The 19,090-nt window shown below is 40.2% G+C and carries 17 protein-coding genes; 6 read left to right on the forward strand and 11 right to left on the reverse strand.

Annotated elements, in window-relative coordinates:
- Positions 1-36 precede the first annotated feature (36 nt).
- The 3 genes from spxB to AC6UD4_RS04380 all read right to left on the reverse strand — a co-directional run bounded on the left by spxB (position 37) and on the right by AC6UD4_RS04380 (position 3,316).
- Positions 37-1,782: a pyruvate oxidase gene (gene spxB / locus AC6UD4_RS04370; RefSeq protein ID WP_500694053.1), complete on the reverse strand. Its 1,746-nt coding sequence runs from the start codon at positions 1,780-1,782 to the stop codon at positions 37-39.
- Between the two features lie 117 nt (positions 1,783-1,899).
- Positions 1,900-2,667, reverse strand: a complete 768-nt coding sequence (locus AC6UD4_RS04375; protein WP_500694054.1) for an ABC transporter permease — start codon at positions 2,665-2,667, stop codon at positions 1,900-1,902.
- A complete protein-coding gene (locus AC6UD4_RS04380; RefSeq protein ID WP_500694055.1) occupies positions 2,660-3,316 on the reverse strand; it encodes an ABC transporter ATP-binding protein in 657 nt (218 codons plus the stop codon). The genes AC6UD4_RS04375 and AC6UD4_RS04380 overlap by 8 nt, the downstream gene beginning before the upstream one ends.
- Positions 3,317-3,433: 117 nt before the next feature.
- Between AC6UD4_RS04380 and rlmD the strand changes: the two genes are divergently transcribed.
- A complete protein-coding gene (gene rlmD, locus AC6UD4_RS04385) occupies positions 3,434-4,846 on the forward strand; it encodes a 23S rRNA (uracil(1939)-C(5))-methyltransferase RlmD (RefSeq protein WP_500694056.1) in 1,413 nt (470 codons plus the stop codon).
- A gap of 10 nt (positions 4,847-4,856) precedes the next feature.
- Positions 4,857-5,270 carry a hypothetical protein gene (locus AC6UD4_RS04390; RefSeq protein ID WP_500694057.1) on the forward strand — a complete coding sequence of 138 codons (414 nt, stop codon included), beginning with the start codon at positions 4,857-4,859 and terminating at the stop codon, positions 5,268-5,270.
- 61 nt (positions 5,271-5,331) lie between these two features.
- Here the strand turns inward: AC6UD4_RS04390 and rbsU are convergent, their stop codons facing one another.
- From rbsU to AC6UD4_RS04405, 3 genes are all read right to left on the reverse strand, one after another.
- A complete protein-coding gene (gene rbsU, locus AC6UD4_RS04395) occupies positions 5,332-6,252 on the reverse strand; it encodes a ribose/proton symporter RbsU (RefSeq protein ID WP_500694058.1) in 921 nt (306 codons plus the stop codon).
- Between the two features lie 121 nt (positions 6,253-6,373).
- Positions 6,374-7,891, reverse strand: coding sequence for a glycerol kinase GlpK (gene glpK / locus AC6UD4_RS04400; RefSeq protein WP_500694059.1), 1,518 nt, complete (start codon positions 7,889-7,891; stop codon positions 6,374-6,376).
- 114 nt (positions 7,892-8,005) lie between these two features.
- Positions 8,006-8,257 (reverse strand): hypothetical protein, encoded by a 252-nt coding sequence (locus AC6UD4_RS04405; RefSeq protein ID WP_010022943.1) that lies wholly within the window; start codon positions 8,255-8,257, stop codon positions 8,006-8,008.
- A 149-nt stretch (positions 8,258-8,406) separates the two neighbouring features.
- On the opposite strand from AC6UD4_RS04405, the gene AC6UD4_RS04410 reads away from it, so the two are divergent.
- Complete coding sequence (locus tag AC6UD4_RS04410) at positions 8,407-9,201, forward strand: tyrosine-protein phosphatase (protein ID WP_500709632.1); 795 nt, start codon at positions 8,407-8,409, stop codon at positions 9,199-9,201.
- Positions 9,202-9,451: 250 nt separating this feature from the next.
- Positions 9,452-10,705, forward strand: a complete 1,254-nt coding sequence (tyrS, locus tag AC6UD4_RS04415) for a tyrosine--tRNA ligase (protein ID WP_500694061.1) — start codon at positions 9,452-9,454, stop codon at positions 10,703-10,705.
- Between the two features lie 126 nt (positions 10,706-10,831).
- On the opposite strand, the gene apf is transcribed toward tyrS, so the two are convergent.
- The 4 genes from apf to AC6UD4_RS04435 all read right to left on the reverse strand — a co-directional run bounded on the left by apf (position 10,832) and on the right by AC6UD4_RS04435 (position 13,511).
- Entirely contained in the window at positions 10,832-11,458 is a 627-nt protein-coding gene (apf, locus tag AC6UD4_RS04420) for an aggregation-promoting factor (protein ID WP_500694062.1), read from the reverse strand.
- Positions 11,459-11,765: 307 nt separating this feature from the next.
- Positions 11,766-12,086 carry a thioredoxin gene (gene trxA, locus AC6UD4_RS04425; RefSeq protein ID WP_500694063.1) on the reverse strand — a complete coding sequence of 107 codons (321 nt, stop codon included), beginning with the start codon at positions 12,084-12,086 and terminating at the stop codon, positions 11,766-11,768.
- A complete protein-coding gene (locus AC6UD4_RS04430) occupies positions 12,061-12,843 on the reverse strand; it encodes a TerC family protein (protein WP_500694064.1) in 783 nt (260 codons plus the stop codon). The genes trxA and AC6UD4_RS04430 overlap by 26 nt, the downstream gene beginning before the upstream one ends.
- Before the next feature lie 29 nt (positions 12,844-12,872).
- Positions 12,873-13,511, reverse strand: coding sequence for a glycoside hydrolase family 73 protein (locus AC6UD4_RS04435; RefSeq protein ID WP_500694065.1), 639 nt, complete (start codon positions 13,509-13,511; stop codon positions 12,873-12,875).
- 196 nt (positions 13,512-13,707) lie between these two features.
- On the opposite strand from AC6UD4_RS04435, the gene AC6UD4_RS04440 reads away from it, so the two are divergent.
- Both AC6UD4_RS04440 and AC6UD4_RS04445 read left to right on the forward strand, forming a co-directional pair.
- Positions 13,708-14,631: a magnesium transporter CorA family protein gene (locus tag AC6UD4_RS04440; RefSeq protein ID WP_500694066.1), complete on the forward strand. Its 924-nt coding sequence runs from the start codon at positions 13,708-13,710 to the stop codon at positions 14,629-14,631.
- A 57-nt stretch (positions 14,632-14,688) separates the two neighbouring features.
- Entirely contained in the window at positions 14,689-17,424 is a 2,736-nt protein-coding gene (locus AC6UD4_RS04445) for an MMPL family transporter (RefSeq protein ID WP_500694067.1), read from the forward strand.
- Between the two features lie 40 nt (positions 17,425-17,464).
- On the opposite strand, the gene AC6UD4_RS04450 is transcribed toward AC6UD4_RS04445, so the two are convergent.
- Complete coding sequence (locus tag AC6UD4_RS04450) at positions 17,465-18,616, reverse strand: MFS transporter (RefSeq protein WP_500694068.1); 1,152 nt, start codon at positions 18,614-18,616, stop codon at positions 17,465-17,467.
- Positions 18,617-19,090 lie beyond the last annotated feature (474 nt).

Consider the following 19,090-nt stretch of genomic DNA (forward strand, 5'->3'; position numbering starts at 1 on the left):
GATCTCAACCGAGATCGGTTATTTTTATTTAAACCACTATTTCAAACTTTTTAAAATCTCGCTCAATGCTGGTTGACCATAAACGTTATAACGTTTCTTGTACGCATCAATCGTTTTTTGGTCAAAGTTCTCTGGATCAAGTGGGACAAAACTAGTATCAATTGGGTCAAACGCTTTAATCTTAGCGTCAATCACAATCGGTTTCGTGTTACCTTCAGCCTGCATTCGGTCAATCTCAACCATGACACTATCAAGTTCATCTTGACCCGAAACTTTAAAGCCATGAGCACCCATGCCTTCAGCAACTTGGGCAAAATCCGCTTGATAGAGGTCAACACCATAATCACTAATGCCAGATTGAACGTCTTCGTGTTCAATGTAACCAAAGCGTTCGTTTGACAAAACGACATTGATAATCGGCAAGTTGTACTTGGCCTGCGTGATCACATCCTGCATGACCATTGCGAATCCCCCATCACCTGAAATCGACCAAACTTGACGATCAGGATATGAGAGTTTAGCAGCAATGGAAGCTGGTAGACCAAAGCCCATTGTTCCAAACCATGGTGACATGGCAAACTGCTGCTGTTGATTAAAGGGAAGTTGACGAATGGAATGCATGGTGTTGTTTCCAACGTCAAGTCCATAAACCGCATTCGACTTAGAATGGTCAGCAATTGCCTTCAAAACAGTCTCAGCTCTAAGACCCTCGTCGTAGTCAGTCGCAATGCTATCAAGCCACTTCAACCAATTCTCGCGATCAATTCGAGCGGCTTTTAAGAAATCACTCTTAGGAAGCTTTACATCTGAATCAATTAACATTTCTAAAAATTCCTTGGCATCACCGTGAATCGTGAGGTTGGCCTGATACTGACGACCCAAATCAGCCAGATTGTTATTAACCTGAATGATTTTCTTATCTTTAGGCATGAAGCGAGCAAACGGAAAGTCGTTTCCAAGCATAATAATCAGATCGGCAGCCTGAGAAACTTCAAATCCGGGTTTCGTTCCCAGTCTACCACGAGCACCCATGTAACTCAGATTGTCGTTTGGCATAATCCCAGTTGCGGGAGCCGTGGACAAGACTGGCATGCTAAACTGATCGGAAACTTTCACGATCTCATCTCGGGCACCCTTAGCACCCCTTCCGTACCAAAGAACAGGATGTTTGGCTTTCTTAATCATCTTAATGGCTTCATCAACGTCAGCTTGTTTAGGGTGAACCGTTTTAATGCTACTTGAAACGTTGTCTGTCTTAGTTGGTTCATAGTCAATCTCAGTTCCAAGTAAATCATTCGGTAAGATGACGACTGCTGGACCCTTCTTTTGATAGGCCGTCCTGATTGCTTCATCAATAATCTTCGGTATCTGATCGGCAGTTGACGCCTGGCGGTTGTAAACCGAAACGTCAGCAAACATTGGCAGTTCATCCATTTCCTGAAAGAACCGCGTGTTCATCATTGGTTGGGGAACTTGTCCAACGAGAGCTAACATTGGAGTATTGTCTTCCTTCGCGTCGTATAAACCATTAAACATGTGAGTCGCACCAGGACCCGCCGAACCAAAGGCAACCCCAATCTTACCGGTATACTTATGGTCAGCGGAAGCGGCCAAAGAACCGACCTCTTCATGTCTAACCTGAATATATTTAATGTTCTTTTTTTCCTCATCTAGCGCATTCAATAAGTTATTCAAAGAGCCAGCTGTGATGCCATACAAATGGTCGACATCCCAACTCTCAAGCACTTTCACCAGTGCTCTACTTGCTGTCATTTTACTCATAGAATCCCTCTTTTCGTTTTTCCAATTTAACTGTTGACCCAATTGAATTATAAACCACTCCATCAATTTATCCTATCAGAAGCAATAAAAAAGACTCCTAATCAGAGCCCTTACTTATTAATTCATATTTCTAAGCTGGTCATTTTTAGTGTAAAAACTATGATAACCCATGTAACATGCGATGATTGAGCTAACAGCCGTAATCCCAAGCAACATGAAAGTTACCATAATTTGGTACTTAATGGCCTTAACCGGATCAACACCAGCAAAGATTAAACCAGCCATCATCCCGGGTAAACTAACCAGTCCAACGGTCATCGCGGTATCAATCGTGGGCTGCATCCCGGTCTTAATGCTGTCACGCACAATGTCAGAACAGGATGTTTTCACGTCGGCTCCCAGAGCTAATTTTTCAATAATCTGCTGTCTCCGGTCTTTAAACATGGAATTCATACTTCGATAACAAAGTCCCAAGGCAACCATTGAGTTACTGGCAACCATTCCGGTAATTGGTACCACTTGAGACGGGATAAACTTAATTGCTCCCGCAAAGACTAATACCGCAAGTACCACAATCGTGCTACTTCCTAACGCAATGATGGAAATGGGGAGTGCGTGTTCCATACCGTCACTACGTCCCTTGGCGTTATAAGCGGCGTTAAACAAAATAATTAAGATTAAAATCAGGGTTAAAAAAACGTTATTGATCCGAAAAACGAATCGTAAAACGTACCCAACTATAAATAACTGAACCACACAACGGATGGTGGCAATGATAATTGACTTATCAATGCCCAACTTTTCTTTCCATCCGACAAATAACGCGATTAAGACCAGGAGTCCAGTTAATGCGAGCGCTTGATTTGAAACAATTAAATTAGGCATCTTTATCTCCTTTAACTAGTCGTCCGTTAACAATTGTGACTAACTCGGTAGCATGGTCAATCTCACCTTGATCATGAGTAATCATGATGACCGTGGTGTGATCTTTTTGATTAATGTAGTTAATCATCTTGTGCACACTTTCCTTGGTATTTTCATCAAGGCCAGTGGTAACCTCATCTAAAATAAGCACATCAGGCACAAACATGATGTTGCGAATTAATGCGACCCGTTGGCGTTCCCCACCAGAAAGATTATCGACCGTCCGATCCAAATCACCATCACCTAGATCGACGGTTTGAAGTGCTTTTAACGCATGTTCTTTATCAAACGGTTTATTTCGAATCTGATATGGGAACTCAAGATTATCCTTGACCGTATTGCCAAACAAGGTGGGTTGCTGAACGGCGTATGATACTTTTCTCCGATACTCAATTGGATTTAAATCAGCGACGTTTTGGCCTTCAAAAATTACTTCACCAGAACTGGGAGTCAAAAGATCCGCCAAAAGTCTCACAAAAGTTGTCTTCCCACTCCCTGATGGACCAGTGATCGTAACGATCTCTCCGGCATCAACGCTCCAGCTGATATCCTTGATAATCTCACGTCCATCAGCGTCGTAGCATAGGTTTTTAGTTTCTAGTACTGCCATTTTGATACCTCTCTTTTCTTTTTAACAAATTAACAGTATGATTATACAACACTTTTGTATCATATATGAGTCTGCTATAATGACGTAGACGTTGTTATGAAGAAAAAAGGAGTTCTAATGAGTTATAAAAGAGTTAGAAACGGTTCAAAAAGATCGTCAAATGTTTCGGTAGAACTCCACCAACGAGTTACGGTCACCATCAAGCGTCTCGGAATTAATGGTGAGGGAATTGGTTATTTTCATCGCAAATTAATTTTTATTCCTGGTGCGCTAGTTGGTGAATTAGTTCAAGCTGATGTAACCGAGATTAAACCTAAATACCTACGCGGAAAATTAGTTCAAATTGATAAGGAAAGTCCCTTTCGGGTTAAACCGCGTGATCCATATGCTGGAGAAGTTGGTGGTTTTGAACTCGAAGACCTCGCATACCCTAAGCAACTGGAATTCAAACGTGATTTAGTTAAACAATCGCTTAGAAGATATCATCCGAGGGCTTATGATCATTATGATGTCAGGGAAACGATCGGGATGGATAATCCCTATGAATACCGTAATAAGGCCCAGTTTCAAGTTCGAACTGAAGCAAACGGAAGAGTCATCGCCGGATTATATAAAGAAGGAACTCACGAAGTGGTCGACATGGAGACCTGCTCCGTTCAGTATCCGCTTACCATGAAGGTCATGCACGCTTTAGTCGAAATGGTTCAGGAACTAAACATCCCAACGTTCGTTGAATCCAATCACTCTGGCATTTTAAAAACCTTGGTAGTTCGAGCAGCTCTCAATACCAACGACGTGCAGGTGGTTTTCATCACTAACACGCCCAAGTTGATTAAGAAAAATCAACTCTTAGAAATGATTTCCAATCGCCTTCCAGAAGTCACTTCCGTCATGCAAAACATCAATCCTGGTGACTCACCTTTGATCTGGGGAGAAAAGACGGTTCATTTAGCTGGAAATGATAGTATTACCGAAAAAATTAATGGTTTATCATTTGAGTTGTCACCAAGAGCTTTCCTCCAACTCAACAGCATCATGACACCAAAACTCTACGATTTAGCTGGAACAGCCCTCAATCTTGATTCTGATGATCGTTTGATTGATGCATATTCTGGGGTAGGAACCATCGGTCTTTCATTAGCAAACCAAGTTTCTGAAGTTAGAGGAATGGATACCATTAAGGAAGCCATCACCGACGCCAATCATAATGCAGCAATCAATCATATTGATAACGCCACCTACTACTTTGGCAGTGCCGAGGATTTGATGCCGCAGTGGATAACCGAGGGTTTTAAACCCACAGCACTGGTGGTTGACCCACCACGCGTTGGCCTTGACCAACACTTAATTGATGCCATTTTAACCGCTAAACCACAAAAATTTGTATATGTTTCATGTAATCCATCAACGCTAGCTCAGAATCTGGTCCAACTAACGAAGTCTTATAACGTGGACTACCTGCAACCAGTTGATATGATGCCACAGACTCCGCACGTCGAAGTCGTCGTCAAATTTACTTTAAAGTCTTAGAAAGGTCCAATTGTCAATGAATCCATTCGATAACGGCAATAATAGTGGGAATAATGGCATGAACAACATGTTCTTGCCACCTAACTACGCCGTCGTGCAAAATAAAGAAACCCAAGAAGTCAAAGTCCAAAAGGTGGGCTTCTCATTCACTACGCTAGTTTTTGGAATCTGGCCTTCTATTTTTCGTGGTGATTTCTATAATACCCTTTGTATGCTAGGGGTGGATTTTATCCTAGCAATGGCACTTACCGTCTTAACTGGATTAAACATCGCATCCTCTGCCTATGAGATTTTTGCAATCATGCCATTAGCATGGAGTTTTGTATACAATATGATGTTTTTCCGGCATTTGCAAAATAAGGGATTTGTTCCCATCAATAAACGTTCAGCTGAACTTTTAAAACGAAGTCATTATTATAAATAATTAGGAACACAAAAAACACTTCACATAATGTGAAGTGTTTTTTTGTTTGAGATTAATGATTTTATAGCATAACGGTAACGGCAGCAGCAACGATGATCAAAGCTAAACCAATCAAAGTAGCAACCATTTCCTTTGGAGTCTTCTTCTGGTGTAAGAAGTAAACACCGGTCAAGGTAGCAACAACTACTGATACCTGTGATAGAACGAATCCAGTTGAAAGACCTAACATGTTTGGTTGTGCAGCAATCAAGTATGAGAATGCGGCAATTGCAAAGAAGAAACCAGCAATAATCTGTTTGTATGAAACACCCTCAGCAAACACATTTTCACTCTTCATGTTCATCAAACCGTAGATAATAGCCATCAAGACCATTCCCATTGCCTGTGGCAAGAATGCTTCCATTGGGGTCATTACTGAAGTGGACTGTGGCAAAATTCCCTTAGCCCAAGTCAAGTTATTAACCTGTGGAGCGGCTGAGTATAACCAGTAACCAATAACACCAATTAACTGTAAGATAACGGCTTTTTCAAGCGCACCTTTATTAACGTTTTCTTTGTTTTGGCTCCAAGTGGTAAGAGTGGCACCGATAATGATAACGATCAAAGCAAGGATTCCAATGATCTTGTGACCAATACCAGGCCAACTACTTAACGCAAATGCACCCCACAAAGCAGTTACAATCAACTGAAATGCGGTCGTGATTGGCATAACTCTTGAAGAACCAATCAAAGAATAACCTTTAAAGGCCATGATTTGACCGAAGCCCCAACCCATACCAGACAAGATTCCGTAGACTAAGTTCCAGCCCATTGGGAAGCCAGCTTGTGTGAATAATAAGACAACAATCGCAAAAATCAATGTACCAACTGTGGCACCAAAGATTTGGTTCGTTGGTTTACCACCAATTTTTGATGAAATAGTTGGAAATAGCCCCCAACCAATCACTGGAATTAATCCAATTAATATTGCTTCAAAACTCATATCCCATACCTTCTTTTCAAAATACTTTTGTAACCCTTATTTACGAAATTAATTATAACACGTCAAAAATAAAAAGAAAACGTTTTCATTAAGAAAAATTTAAAAACTTGCAAAGCAAGTCTTAATTAATGGGTTTAAAAGCCTGCGTGGCCTTAACCGCTCGCTTCCATCCCTGATACAATTTATCTCGTTCAGCTGCTTTCATTGAAGGAGTGAAAATCTTTCCCTCTTCATAAATGGACTGAACTTCATCTAAATCTTTCCAGAACCCGGTTGCTAGTCCACTCAAGATGGCAGCCCCAAATCCGGTTGTTTCTTCATCGCTGGCTCGTTGAACCGGAATATTCAAAATGTCAGACTGAAACTGCATTAAATAACTATTGCGACTAGCTCCCCCATCAGCTCGAATCTGTGGAATATCGAGGTCGGTATCGGACTCCATCGTGTTAACGATATCCTTGGTTCCGTACGCAATTGACTGAAGCGTGGCCTTTACAAAATCATCACTGTTAGTTCCTCGGGTAATCCCAAAAACGGCTCCTCTGACATTTTGGTCCCAGTATGGGGCCCCTAATCCATTAAAAGCAGGAACAACGTAGATTTCATTGTGGTCGGTCGATCGTTTAGCCGCCTGTCTGGACTCAGGAACACTGGTGATAATCTTCATTTGGTCTCGAAGCCACGTCAACGCACTTCCAGCCACGAAGATTGAACCCTCAAGTGCATACGTAATTTTTCCGTTAATTCCATACGCAATGGTCGTCAATAAATTCTCGTCTGAGTACTGCGGCTGGTGTCCAGTATTCATCATGATGAAAGCACCATCACCATAGGTGTTTTCAACCATTCCCTTTGAAAAGCCCATTTGTCCGATCAACGCCGCCTGCTGATCGCCAGCAATTCCAGCAATTGGGACACTAACACCATAAAATTGGTAGTTTTCGGTCGTTCCATAAACTTCATCAGAAGCATGGACGGTCGGAAGCATGATCTTTGGAATGTTTAAAATCTTCAAGATTTCGTCGTCCCACTTTAAGTCATTAATGTTAAACATCATCGTTCGACTGGCGTTCGTATAATCAGTAATGTGATATTTCCCACCAGACAATTTCCAGACGAGCCACGTATCAATGGTCCCGAATAACAATTCGCCATCAGAAGCGCGCTTCTGTGATCCATTAACGTGGTCTAAAATCCACCTGACCTTGGTAGCGGAGAAATACGAGTCAATAACTAGGCCCGTTTTTTTATGAATTAGGTCCTCGTACCCCCTGTTTTTTAGGTCTTCAGCAATTGAATTAGTTTGTTTTGAAAGCCAACCAATGGCATTGTAAATGGGTTTGCCGGTCACTTTGTCCCACACTACCGTGGTCTCACGCTGATTGGTAATCCCCACCGAGGCAATGTTTTCAGGGTGAATGGAGGCGTCAATCAAGGCACTCGCAATGGCAGAAAGCACGGAGTTCCAAATCTCGTTTGGATCCTGTTCAACCCATCCGTCACTATTGATAATTTGAGGAACTTCCTTGTAACTCTCAATGACTTTTCTACCACTATGATCATAAATAATCGCTCTCGTACTAGTCGATCCTTGATCAATCGCTAGGACGTAATCTTTATTGTCAGACAACTGGTTCATCTCCGTTTCATCGTATTTTTGATACTCATATTAGCACGATTCAATTCATCTCACTACTTGAAAATAAAAGAGAAAGTAGAATAAAATCTACTTTCTCTTTTATGGCATCATTAATTAACGCTTAACTTCAACCCGAATGTCAGCATCAATATCTTTTGGCTCAACCTGTTCGTCATAAGAAAAATCAGCATCTTTAAAGTATTCCTTGATTTCAGCATTAATCTCGTTTAAATCACGAACATCATTATCCTGACGTTTAATCAATAACGTGTACTGCTTGTTATCTTCATCAACGTTTTCAAAATCATAACCAACGTCAACCGTGTTTAAGATTTCTTGAATCATTTGTCTTTCAGTCATTGCCATAATTCATACTCTCCTTAATAATCTTCATACGCTAAGCTTATTCTATTTTCTAATATTTGTAAAATCATATTTCAAAAAATCATGTGGAACACGGGCTTCATGATATAATTATATTACACTGACATTGAAAGGTGGGTTACATGGAAAACATGGAAAATAAAAGAGTTCTAGCCATTCCAACTGGTGAAAATTTTCGTGAGATAGGTGGATACCAAACTGTTGATGGTAAAACCACTAAGTGGCACAAGTTACTACGTGCGGGACACTTAGGTGAGCTCAGTGAAAATGATCTAAAAACCCTTGAGCATTACGGGGTTCGCTTTGACGTTGATCTCAGAAGTCAACCTGAAGTCGACATGCTGGCCGATCAAGTGGAAACTTCTGCTATCGACTACATTTTTGATCCGATCTTTAAAGAAGACGCAACTGACAATTCGAAAAGTCCAGCTGAAATGAAGAAAGTCCTGTGCAATCACCCTAATTATGGTCATGATCATATGGAACACGTCTATAAAAGCATGATTAAAACGAAACACTGTCGTTTGGCTTTTAAAAAATTATTTGAAGTTCTACTCGATAACAGGCAAGATGACGAGTCCGTCCTATTTCACTGTACAGCCGGAAAAGACCGAACCGGAATGTCTGCGACCATGATCCTCTCTGCCCTAGGAGTCGATCGTAAAACCATCGAAGAAGATTACCTGTTAACCAATCAGGTGGCAAAACCAGTGATTGATGCTCGATTAGAGCAAGCCAAAGAAGAAGGATATAATGATGCAGCCCTAAAGAGTCTAAGATCCCTTTATAGTGTCTCATTAGACTTTTTCAATGCCGCAATGGATGAAATCAATCAATTATACGGCGGAATAAACCAATTTCTCCATGAAGGTATTGGATTGACCAATGCCGACATTCATCAGTTACGTCAAATTTACCTTGAATAATTTGCATATTGTTAATTCGGCTAGGTAATGATACGATGAGTTTATCAAAAGTAGTCTAATATTTAAGTGATAAGAGAAGTGGCGGTTGGTGCAAGCCACACAGGATATTAGATGAACTACCTAAAATTACACATCAAAATAAGTGCAGGTACTTTTGTATCTGAACGTGGGTGGTACCGCGCACAAGCGTCCCAGTAGTCAATTACTACTAGGACGCTTTTTATTTATCAACAACAGGAGGAAAACAACAATGAATATCATTGAAGATTTAAAATGGCGAGGCGCCATTAACCAAACAACCGACGAAGACGGACTAGAAAAATTAACCAACGAGAAAAAGATTGCCCTATACTGTGGGGTCGATCCAACTGGTGATAGTATGCACATTGGTCACCTAATTCCGTTTATGATCATGGAACGTTTTTCACGGGCTGGTTTTCACCCATACATCCTAATCGGCGGGGCCACCGGTTCCATCGGTGATCCAAGTGGGAGAAACACCGAACGTCCCCTTCAGACCAAACAGATGGTCAAACACAACGTTAACGCCCTAACGAAGCAAATGAAGCACCTCTTTGGCAGTGACAGTAACATTCACATCGTGAATAACTACGACTGGACGTCTAACGTGTCACTGCTTGATTTTCTTCGTGACTACGGAAAACTCTTTAACGTCAACACCATGTTATCAAAAGAAGTGGTGGCCAGTCGCCTGGAAAAGGGCATTTCATTCACAGAATTCACCTACCAAATCCTACAAGCATTGGACTTTCTCACTCTTTATCGTGACCATGACGTTCAACTTCAGATTGGTGGTGGAGACCAATGGGGAAACATCACGGCCGGAATTGACCTCATTCATCGCGTTGAAGGTCAAGACGCCGAGGTATACGGATTAACCATCCCATTAATGCTTAAATCAGACGGAACTAAGTTTGGAAAAACCGCTGGTGGTGCTGTTTGGCTTGATCCAGAAAAGACCTCACCGTATGAATTTTACCAGTTCTGGCTAAACCAAAACGACGCTGACGTTATCAAATACCTCAAATACTTCACCTTTTTGCCTAAGGATCAAATTGATGAACTGGCCCAAAAAGTTAAAGATGAGCCTTGGAAAAGAGAAGCACAGAAAACGTTAGCACGTGAGGTCACGAAATTTGTACACGGTGAAGACGCCGTTAAGCAGGCCGAAAATATCTCAAAAATTCTTTTTAAAGGCAACGTTCAAGACCTATCAGTAAAGGAAGTTAGTCAGGCATTTAACAGTGTCCCAACGTCTTCGATTAGTTCTAATCCCGTAAACGTAGTCGATTTAATCATTGCGGTTGGAGTTGATAAATCCAAACGGCAGGCTAGAGAAGACGTTAATAATGGCGCTATTACCATCAATGGAGCAAAGGTTACCGACGTCAATACTGAAATTAACCCCCAAGCTCAATTTGACGGGAAGTTTATCATCATACGACGCGGCAAGAAACGTTACTTCTTAGCTAAGGTTAAGTAAATAAATCCCAGTATCATAAATATGGTACTGGGATTTTTTGGATTCAAAAAAGGGGCGAAGAATTATTCTTCGTCCCTTTTTGCATCTTGTTTTTCGTTTGAGTAATCGTTAACTTGAAATTAAATCTTACCAGTAGTTATGTGATGCTCGAAATTGAGCAGCGGCAGCGATTGAACCGTAACGTGAAACTGCGTATTGACGAGCCACACGTTCTTGGTTAGCTGGAGAGTAATCACCATTTAGATATGATGAAGACAATTGGTATTTACCAATGTACTGACCATTTCGAGCACTGTATGAGTTACCAGATTCAACTTGTGCAATTGATGCTAAACCAGAGTTATCACCGGCATTGCTTGCATTATTGTTACTGCTTGCAGCAGGTTGAGTAGTGGTTGTAGTTGTTGCTTGTTGTTGTGTTTGAGCAGGTTGTGCGTTTTGCTGTGGTGCAGCAGTGTATTGTGCATTGCTACTTACCTGAGCAGATGGTTGTGTTTGAGTATTGTTACTTTGGTAAGTCATGTTGCTTGCGTTAGTAGGTAATGTTAACTTTTCTCCGACATGAATCAGGTTGACATTCTTAAGGTGGTTAGCCTTAACAATGCTGCTGATGCTAGTATTGTGTTGCTTTGCGATTTTTGAGACTGTGTCACCGCTCTTAACGGTAACTTGATTAGTGTTAGTGGCAGCGTTGGCGTTGAAGCCTGCAGTCATTAACACACCGGCTACTGTGAAAATAGATGCTAAAAGCACCTTTACGTTTCTAGATTTTAATAAAATGATAAATCACTCCTATAAATTTTTGTTACTTCCGTTTTCTTAAAACTGAAATATACTCAAACAACAATTTCACATTCTAAATACTGTTATTTACATGGCAAAAACAGCAATGTTAAAAAAACCGATTATTTTGTCACGTTGTAACATCAATGTAACAAAACTCGCAAGAATGCCCGTTTTCAAGGATTGATCAACAATTCACAACACCAATTTTTAGCAAAAGAAAAAGCCTTCTGCCATAAAAAAAGTTATTAAAAGCATAAGACTTTACTTAATTTCATCATTTTTCAGCTAATTTTCGATTAAAATAGTGCTCTAATTTACTCTTAGGATACACTCCGGTGACCTTCTCAACGCCCTTTCCGTTACGAAATAATACTAGTGTTGGAATACTCATGACCCGGTATTTTCTGGCAATCTCCTGATTATCATCGACATTAAGCCTTAAAAACTTGATTCGACCTTTGTACTCACGTTCCAGTTCTAAAATCAACGGATCCATCATTTTACATGGACCACACCATGGTGCCCAGAAGTCAACCACGGTCATTGGTCCCGTAATTTCTGAGTCAAAATTATTCTGATTTAGATCCACTGCCATAGTCTTTCCCCCTCTTCACGTTAATCACATGGATAACTAAAGTAGCCACTAGTGTGACAATTACCAAGATTCCAAACCATCCCGCTGGAATCTCAATGTCAATCATTGGAATCGATAAGAAAAGTTTCAACGCAATGATAATGATCAAGAAGTACGCCATCGGCTGTAGTTCAGGAATCTTTTTCATCAACATCATTATGACTTCAGCTACCCCACGCATCGCTAAAATCCCAATCATCCCACCAATTAAGACGATCACTGGATTAGGTGAAATGGCTAACGACGCTAGCACTGAGTCAATTGAAAAGATAATGTCCATGAATTCAATCTGAACTACCACCCACCAAAAGTACTTGCGAGTGTGGTTTTTCTTATTTGGTTTGACCTGATGAGTTCGGCTCTTTTTGTGCTTATTCTTGTGCATATTATAGAAGAAACTAAACGCAAGATAAAACAAATAAGCTGCACCTAAGACCTTAATGATCCAGAACCTAATTAGGTACACTCCGACTCCGATGATCAAAAAGCGAAAGATGTATGCTCCCCACATTCCGTAAAACAAAGATTCTTCCTGCCACTTTTTAGTAGGAAGAACTTGAGTCTGGGCCGCAAGGACAACTGCATTATCAACGGATAAAAGACATTCAATCACTACCAATGAGAAAATAATCAACCAGTCATTTCCAGACGTTATGACGGTTTCCCAGTTATGTAGATCAAAAAAAGGACCATATAATTTAGCGAGTAGGTCGAACAATCAAAGACTCCTCCATTAGTTAGTTGTAATTAGTAATTGTTAATTGCTTTAACGTCGTATTTCATTAATTGATGGTTCACGATGACACCAATCAGCTTATTAGCGTAATCGGGATCGGTAGCGTAGCCATTTTTTTGCAACAAGTTGGCTTCTTGCCTAAAGCTCGTAATGCCCGTTTTCTTTAAAAACTTGGTATTTAAAGTCTCATTATGATCCTCGATGGCATCAGCAACCGATGGATATTTTCTAAACTGACCCACTTCGGTCGTTTTCTTGTTATTAACGTACTCGGTCGTATCGTACGAGATTGACTGACCATTGTACGTTCCCTTGATTCCAAACGGATTATTGGCTTTCTTATAGAGTTCGGATTGCCCCCAATTCGATTCGAGAATAGCCTGTCCGATCACGATACTTGGCAAAACCTGTTGTTTTTTCTCGTAAATCTTAACGGCTGGGTCACCAATTTTTTGAATAAACTCTTTGTGCTGAGTTTCGATCTCTTTATCACGTTTCTTGGTTGCGTTATTCATTTGCTCTTGTCGAACTTGATATGAATGATTAATCAACATGTGTCTAATCTTAAATGCAGCGAACACAAGTAGTAAGACGACGACTACTCCAATCACAACTGCAATCCACATGTTTTTCTTTTTACTGTGTTTCACGGACAACATCTCCCTATGTGGTTATTATACCTTAGCCAACCATTTTTTGTTGAGTATTTATGATTACTTAAAAAAGTTTCTTACTCATTTCCAATTACGCATTATAATAGAAGAAACACTCACTAAAATCGACTAACTTAGCCATTTAGTGTAGTATGAAGATATCTGACAATATAGTAACGGGAGTAGTTTTGCATTGATTAAAATTGAAAAAATCAACCAAAATATTAACTGGATTAAAACCATCGATTGCCGTCCGGCCGATAAGGAAATTTTAAAAACAGAATACCATTTAAATAACGAAATGCTCTATTATGCACTTGACCGTCACGAACGGCCTCGGGTTGAATATTACGATGAAGAAGGAGTCCTCCTTTTCATTTTTGATGTGGCCGAACCGACTCGTTTTAACGGGGATGTTTCTGCTGAACCAATTGGAATCATAACCCATGACAACATGTTATTTACGTTCACGGCTGATAAAACTAACTTCGTTAACGAACTCATTTCTTCCATTATCAAAAAAGCCGGTTCAAAACAACTCGCAGAATTGCAACCAATTGACGTAATTAATAAAACGTTGTACCAACTATCCGTCCAATACTTTGATTATATTAACCAAATCAACAGTGTCAGAACTAACATTCAACGTAACTTACGTGGCAAGGCCAATAAAAGTGCCATCAACCATCTGCTTAATCTACAGACTGACTTAGTATATTTCCTAACGTCACTCGGATCAAACAACGATATGATTAACGACTTCAAGCGGCGTTTTACAAGGGACCTCACTGAGGATCAAAAAGCTGCCGTTGAAGATATCAGTATCGAACTTCAACAGGGACTTTCAATGGCAGAGATGGCGAACGCCGCGACCCAGCAAGTGGCAAGCGCTTATTCCAACCTCCTTGATAGTGACTTGAACAACACGATTAAGTTTTTAACCGTTTTTTCGTTAATTCTAAGTGTTCCAAACATCGTATTTGGGTTCTATGGTGAAAACGTAAAACTTCCATTTATGGATAAACCATCAGCGTGGATTATAACCATTATCATCACGATCATTTTTATCATCATTGTGTTGCTGTTTTTACGCGCAAACCATTTCTTTAAGAACTAATTTAATATAAAATGAGCATGAGGGGGTAGTGAAATAAAATGAAAGGAATTTTCTTCGATGAAACATTTTATAAGGACGTTACACGAAAATAGGATTTTCTCTTTAATTATTTGGCTAGTTGTCATTTTTATGGCAATTGTCAGTCTCCCCAACCTGAGTCAGGTTGTGATGCAGGCTGGCAACCCGGAAATGAACTCAAAGTCCCAGATGTATAAAGCACAGAACTTACAGGACCAATGGGGCGAAGGCTTAGATGGAACCACAAGTATGAACATCGTTTACCACGCCAACAAGGGTAAAATTACCAGTTCTGAGCAAAAGGACATTTACAATCGGGTTGGTATGATTCAGAAAAGTAACGGGGACAACGGCATTAGTCGGATCACCACCGCTCACACGAGCCCGAATGGTGCCTCAAAGTTTATCTCCAACGATCAATCAACCGAGATTGTGAATATTCATGTTCCAAAAAGCAATGCCACAAGTGCAAGTTTTGCTAACACGATTCAAAAGCAATTCAAAGTTAATAATGGACTGAAGACGTACGTCACTGGTCCGCAATTAATTAATCAAGACAACAATGAGAAGATTTTAAGCGTCACTAACATTGTGACCATTGCAATTTTCATTCTTTCCTTAGTCTTTATTGCCATTGCATTTAGATCACTATTAGCACCGGTTTTTACCTTTATCACCATGATCATTGCTTACTTGGTCTCATTAAGTGCAACAGCTTTAATGTCAACTCAACTTAGTCTCCCGTATTCGCCATACATTCCTTTAGTAACTGGCTTGGTAGTAACTTTATTTGGTACCCTTGCTAGTTTCTTTTTGTATCGACGTTTTGAATTGGCACTTAAAAACGAAAGCGTTGACCCCAGTAAAACAGCCACTAAAAGTCTTACATATCCACTTGGGGCAACCGCAATAATTACGTCATTAGCATTTGGATCACTTTACCTGCTCAAGTTTAGTTCGGTTCGGGCCATTGGTAGCGTCGCCATTGTCGTACTAATAACTTTATTAGCCGTGATGACCGTGACCCCAATGTTCATGCAACTCCTTGGACCAACTTTCTTCTGGCCAAAGAAGAAAACTTTAAAATTAGCAAACGAGGGCTTCTGGGGTAAACTTGCCCATGTCTCGCTTTTAAAACCTCTCCTAGGCCTACTAATTGCATTAGTGATTACGGTCCCACTGGTTTTATTCTATCGTTCTAATGTAACCTACCTTACTAACAACAATTTAATTGCTAATGATCAGGCTGAAGTCGGTAGACACATCCTTCAAAATCACTTTAATAAGGGAAAACCAACTCCAGTCACTATTTACATCAAAAATAACCGACCCTTTAATAATGACAACACCATTAGTGCCATTGACCAGGTTACAACGAAGCTTCAGTCCCAAAAAAACGTTGCACAGGTGTACTCTGTGACTCAACCAGGTGGGGATGAAATTGATAAATACTATTTACGAAATCAATTGAATAAGACCACTTCAACCCTTAATGGCATTAGTAACTCTCTTAAGGGATCACAAAGAACCCTTAAAGGGGCGAACAAGACGCTTCAGCAGAAAAACATTAAGAATCAGACTAAAGCAGTCGATTCACTGATTAGACAACTTGATCGGATTAGTGATACGAGTGAACAAGCTGACACCAACAATTTCAGCACATTCACTCCGCTTGAAACGGCTCAGTCATCTAATCAAGCCCAGAAGTCCAAAAAACTTCGCCAAAATCTCTCGCAAGTATCTGATCAGTTGAGTACCACCAGTCAAAGTTTGACTCAGTTAAGCAACCAAATCTCTGACGCCCAAAATTCTGGACTGGAAGCGCAGGAAGCGGTCCAGCAATACAACGAACAAGCGTCTAAGGTTCGTGGTGAAATTGCGTCCGTTAACCGAACTTTAAAGGAAAGTAAGGATAAGTTAACGCCCGTCACTGGTTACTTAAATGGTGTCAAGAAGTCAAGTGCTGGGAATACCTTCTACATCTCACCGCAACAGATTAATGACACCGATTTTTATCAAACTAAGTATAATTTTGCAAGCGAGAACCAAAAAGTAACCAAGCTTGAAGTAGAATTTAACAATGATCCCACTGGCAACACGAACTTAAATAACGTTCACAACATGCAAAATACGGTTAGAAACCAGTTACAAAACACCAGCCTTGAAAATGCTAAGGTCGCTTATACCGGCCAGCCAATTGAAAACGCCAACGTTCAAACTAACTTTGACCACGACTTTATTATTGGAATGATGATGATCATCTTAATCGTTTTCGCCTCCATCATCATCGTTAGTCGTTCCATTCTCCAACCATTTTGGTGGTTGGTCACATACGTGATGAGTGTCTTTTCCGCACTGAAGGCTACCCAACTTATCATGTACTATGCCGCAAGTGACGGTCAATTAAACTGGCAGGCATCCGTTTCCATGCTGGTTCCCCTTTCCATAATCGGGATATTTGAATTAACCTTTTTGGCCATTTCCTACCGAAAACAAAATCCGGACTTACTAGGATGGTTGACCGGTGGGACAAGTGCATTTACAAAAACAGTTAGTTACGTGATGTTTGCTACCATTATCATTACATTCGGCCTTTTCGTTAGTCTGCTTCACTCGCTTGACTTCATCGGGCTGACCGTCATCATCACGGTTATTATCTTTAATGTCATCCTGCCACTTGTCACGACTGGACTTGGCAAACTAGCAATCACGTTACCTCGTTCCGATTTGCATCATTGGCCCCTTTATAAAAACAAACGAGCCAAAAATAAATAATCAAAAAGCCATCAGTTAAACTGATGGCTTTTATTATGCCCTAAACATTCATTTTACGAATTGATTTAAAGTAAAGAAACAAGATGACCAAAGAACCAGACATTGCCGTAACACCAAATAATACAAAAATCACCTGAATGTTAATAACCTTTGAAAAGGCACTGATAAACAATGACTCAAGCGCCATCAAAAGAGCCGTAATTAGATTGCAAAAAGACATCAACGTAACTCGGAGTCGTTTCACCACTGTATCCTGCAGTTCAGCGTTTAGTGTCGTATCCCACACTTCAAAAAGTGAACTAAAAATTACAAATGCAATTAAAGCAACGATGAAATTCGAAATCCCTAAGAGTAGTGACATCAATAAGCCAATTGCCATGCTTAAAGAAATCACTCTCATTCGGCCATATTTAGCAACTACTTTAAAGACGTTTGCCGAAAAAACAGCTCCAATGATATCAACAATCGCTAGGATCATCGCAATGTTACCGGTGCTAAATCTTGTAATGTGGGATAGATACAACGACCCGTATTGATACATAATCGAAGCCGTAGCCTGTGAAATCGCCACTACTAGGATTAACTTCTGGTAGTTTTTATTACTAACCAAGAAAATCCGTAATTGCTTTAAGACACTTGGAGCATTGGGCTCATTAACCACCGGTCGGGGTTTGATCACTAATACCGTCATGATTGAAAGAACGTGGGCCATAATTGAGGCGGTAAAGACCAGTGGCCACGAAACGTCTGCCAAATACCCACCAACCATATTACTGAAAGCAACCGTACAAATCATGATGGCGTTGTAGCGTCCCCAGAATTTCTGGTAGTGTTGTTTTTCATCCGCCTCATAAATGATGGCCTCATCGGTTCCCGAAATTAGCGAAAGTCCAATTCCAAACAAAACGAACCCACCAAATACTAGCAAGTGGTTACGTGCGACAAAAAAAGTTGCCACGTATAATACACACATTATCTGACCCAAAATCAAAGTGGTTTTGTAGCCAATTTTGTCAGCAATGATTCCGGATGGTAGTTCACAAATAACCTGAGTTGCGTTAATCACAAGTTGTAATAATGCAATTTGGCCAACTGACCATCCCATATGTTTCAAATAAAGCATCCAAATTACTAATTCAAAAGTTAAGTTAGAAAAGAATGCGTACGTATACATTTTCCTGATATTTTTCATAATTTCCCTCATTTCAGTTTAACGATTACTAATGAAGTTGAGGAAATTCAATGATTGATTCAGGATGAATGTTTCACCCAAATAATCGAATGAAATTATGACTCAACTTCATTTCACAACTATTTGGGAAACAGTCTGTCTTTGAATAAATACCGTTACATGCCGTGCTGAAAACTTACTGCCAATTTCTTGAAATTCGCTTTCCATCGTTCACACCTCCGACATAATTAATGATTATTCAAAAGTATATACTTTTGGTCCTTAAAAACAAGGCTCCTAACAAAAAGGGAATCGGCACCTCTGCCGATTCCCCACTGGGTTAAATTCTAAAATACTAACAAAACAGCAACTAGTATCAAAATTGATACCAACCCCAGCACTGTCAAAATGACTTTTTCAAGCAATGCCATTATCAAATGACCCTTCCTAGCACTCTACTTTTTCTACTGCCAATAAATATGCTACCGTACATGA

The sequence above is a fragment of the Fructilactobacillus sp. X3R5C2 genome (genome assembly GCF_059901175.1).

Coding starts and splice junctions, on each gene's coding strand:
- spxB (WP_500694053.1), bottom strand. CDS start 1,782: ATGAGTAAAATGACAGCAAGTAGAGCACTGGTGAAAGTGCTTGAGAGT.
- AC6UD4_RS04375 (WP_500694054.1), bottom strand. CDS start 2,667: ATGCCTAATTTAATTGTTTCAAATCAAGCGCTCGCATTAACTGGACTC.
- AC6UD4_RS04380 (WP_500694055.1), bottom strand. CDS start 3,316: ATGGCAGTACTAGAAACTAAAAACCTATGCTACGACGCTGATGGACGT.
- rlmD (WP_500694056.1), top strand. CDS start 3,434: ATGAGTTATAAAAGAGTTAGAAACGGTTCAAAAAGATCGTCAAATGTT.
- rbsU (WP_500694058.1), bottom strand. CDS start 6,252: ATGAGTTTTGAAGCAATATTAATTGGATTAATTCCAGTGATTGGTTGG.
- glpK (WP_500694059.1), bottom strand. CDS start 7,891: ATGAACCAGTTGTCTGACAATAAAGATTACGTCCTAGCGATTGATCAA.
- AC6UD4_RS04405 (WP_010022943.1), bottom strand. CDS start 8,257: ATGGCAATGACTGAAAGACAAATGATTCAAGAAATCTTAAACACGGTT.
- AC6UD4_RS04410 (WP_500709632.1), top strand. CDS start 8,407: ATGGAAAATAAAAGAGTTCTAGCCATTCCAACTGGTGAAAATTTTCGT.
- tyrS (WP_500694061.1), top strand. CDS start 9,452: ATGAATATCATTGAAGATTTAAAATGGCGAGGCGCCATTAACCAAACA.
- trxA (WP_500694063.1), bottom strand. CDS start 12,086: ATGGCAGTGGATCTAAATCAGAATAATTTTGACTCAGAAATTACGGGA.
- AC6UD4_RS04445 (WP_500694067.1), top strand. CDS start 14,689: ATGAAACATTTTATAAGGACGTTACACGAAAATAGGATTTTCTCTTTA.
- AC6UD4_RS04450 (WP_500694068.1), bottom strand. CDS start 18,616: ATGAAAAATATCAGGAAAATGTATACGTACGCATTCTTTTCTAACTTA.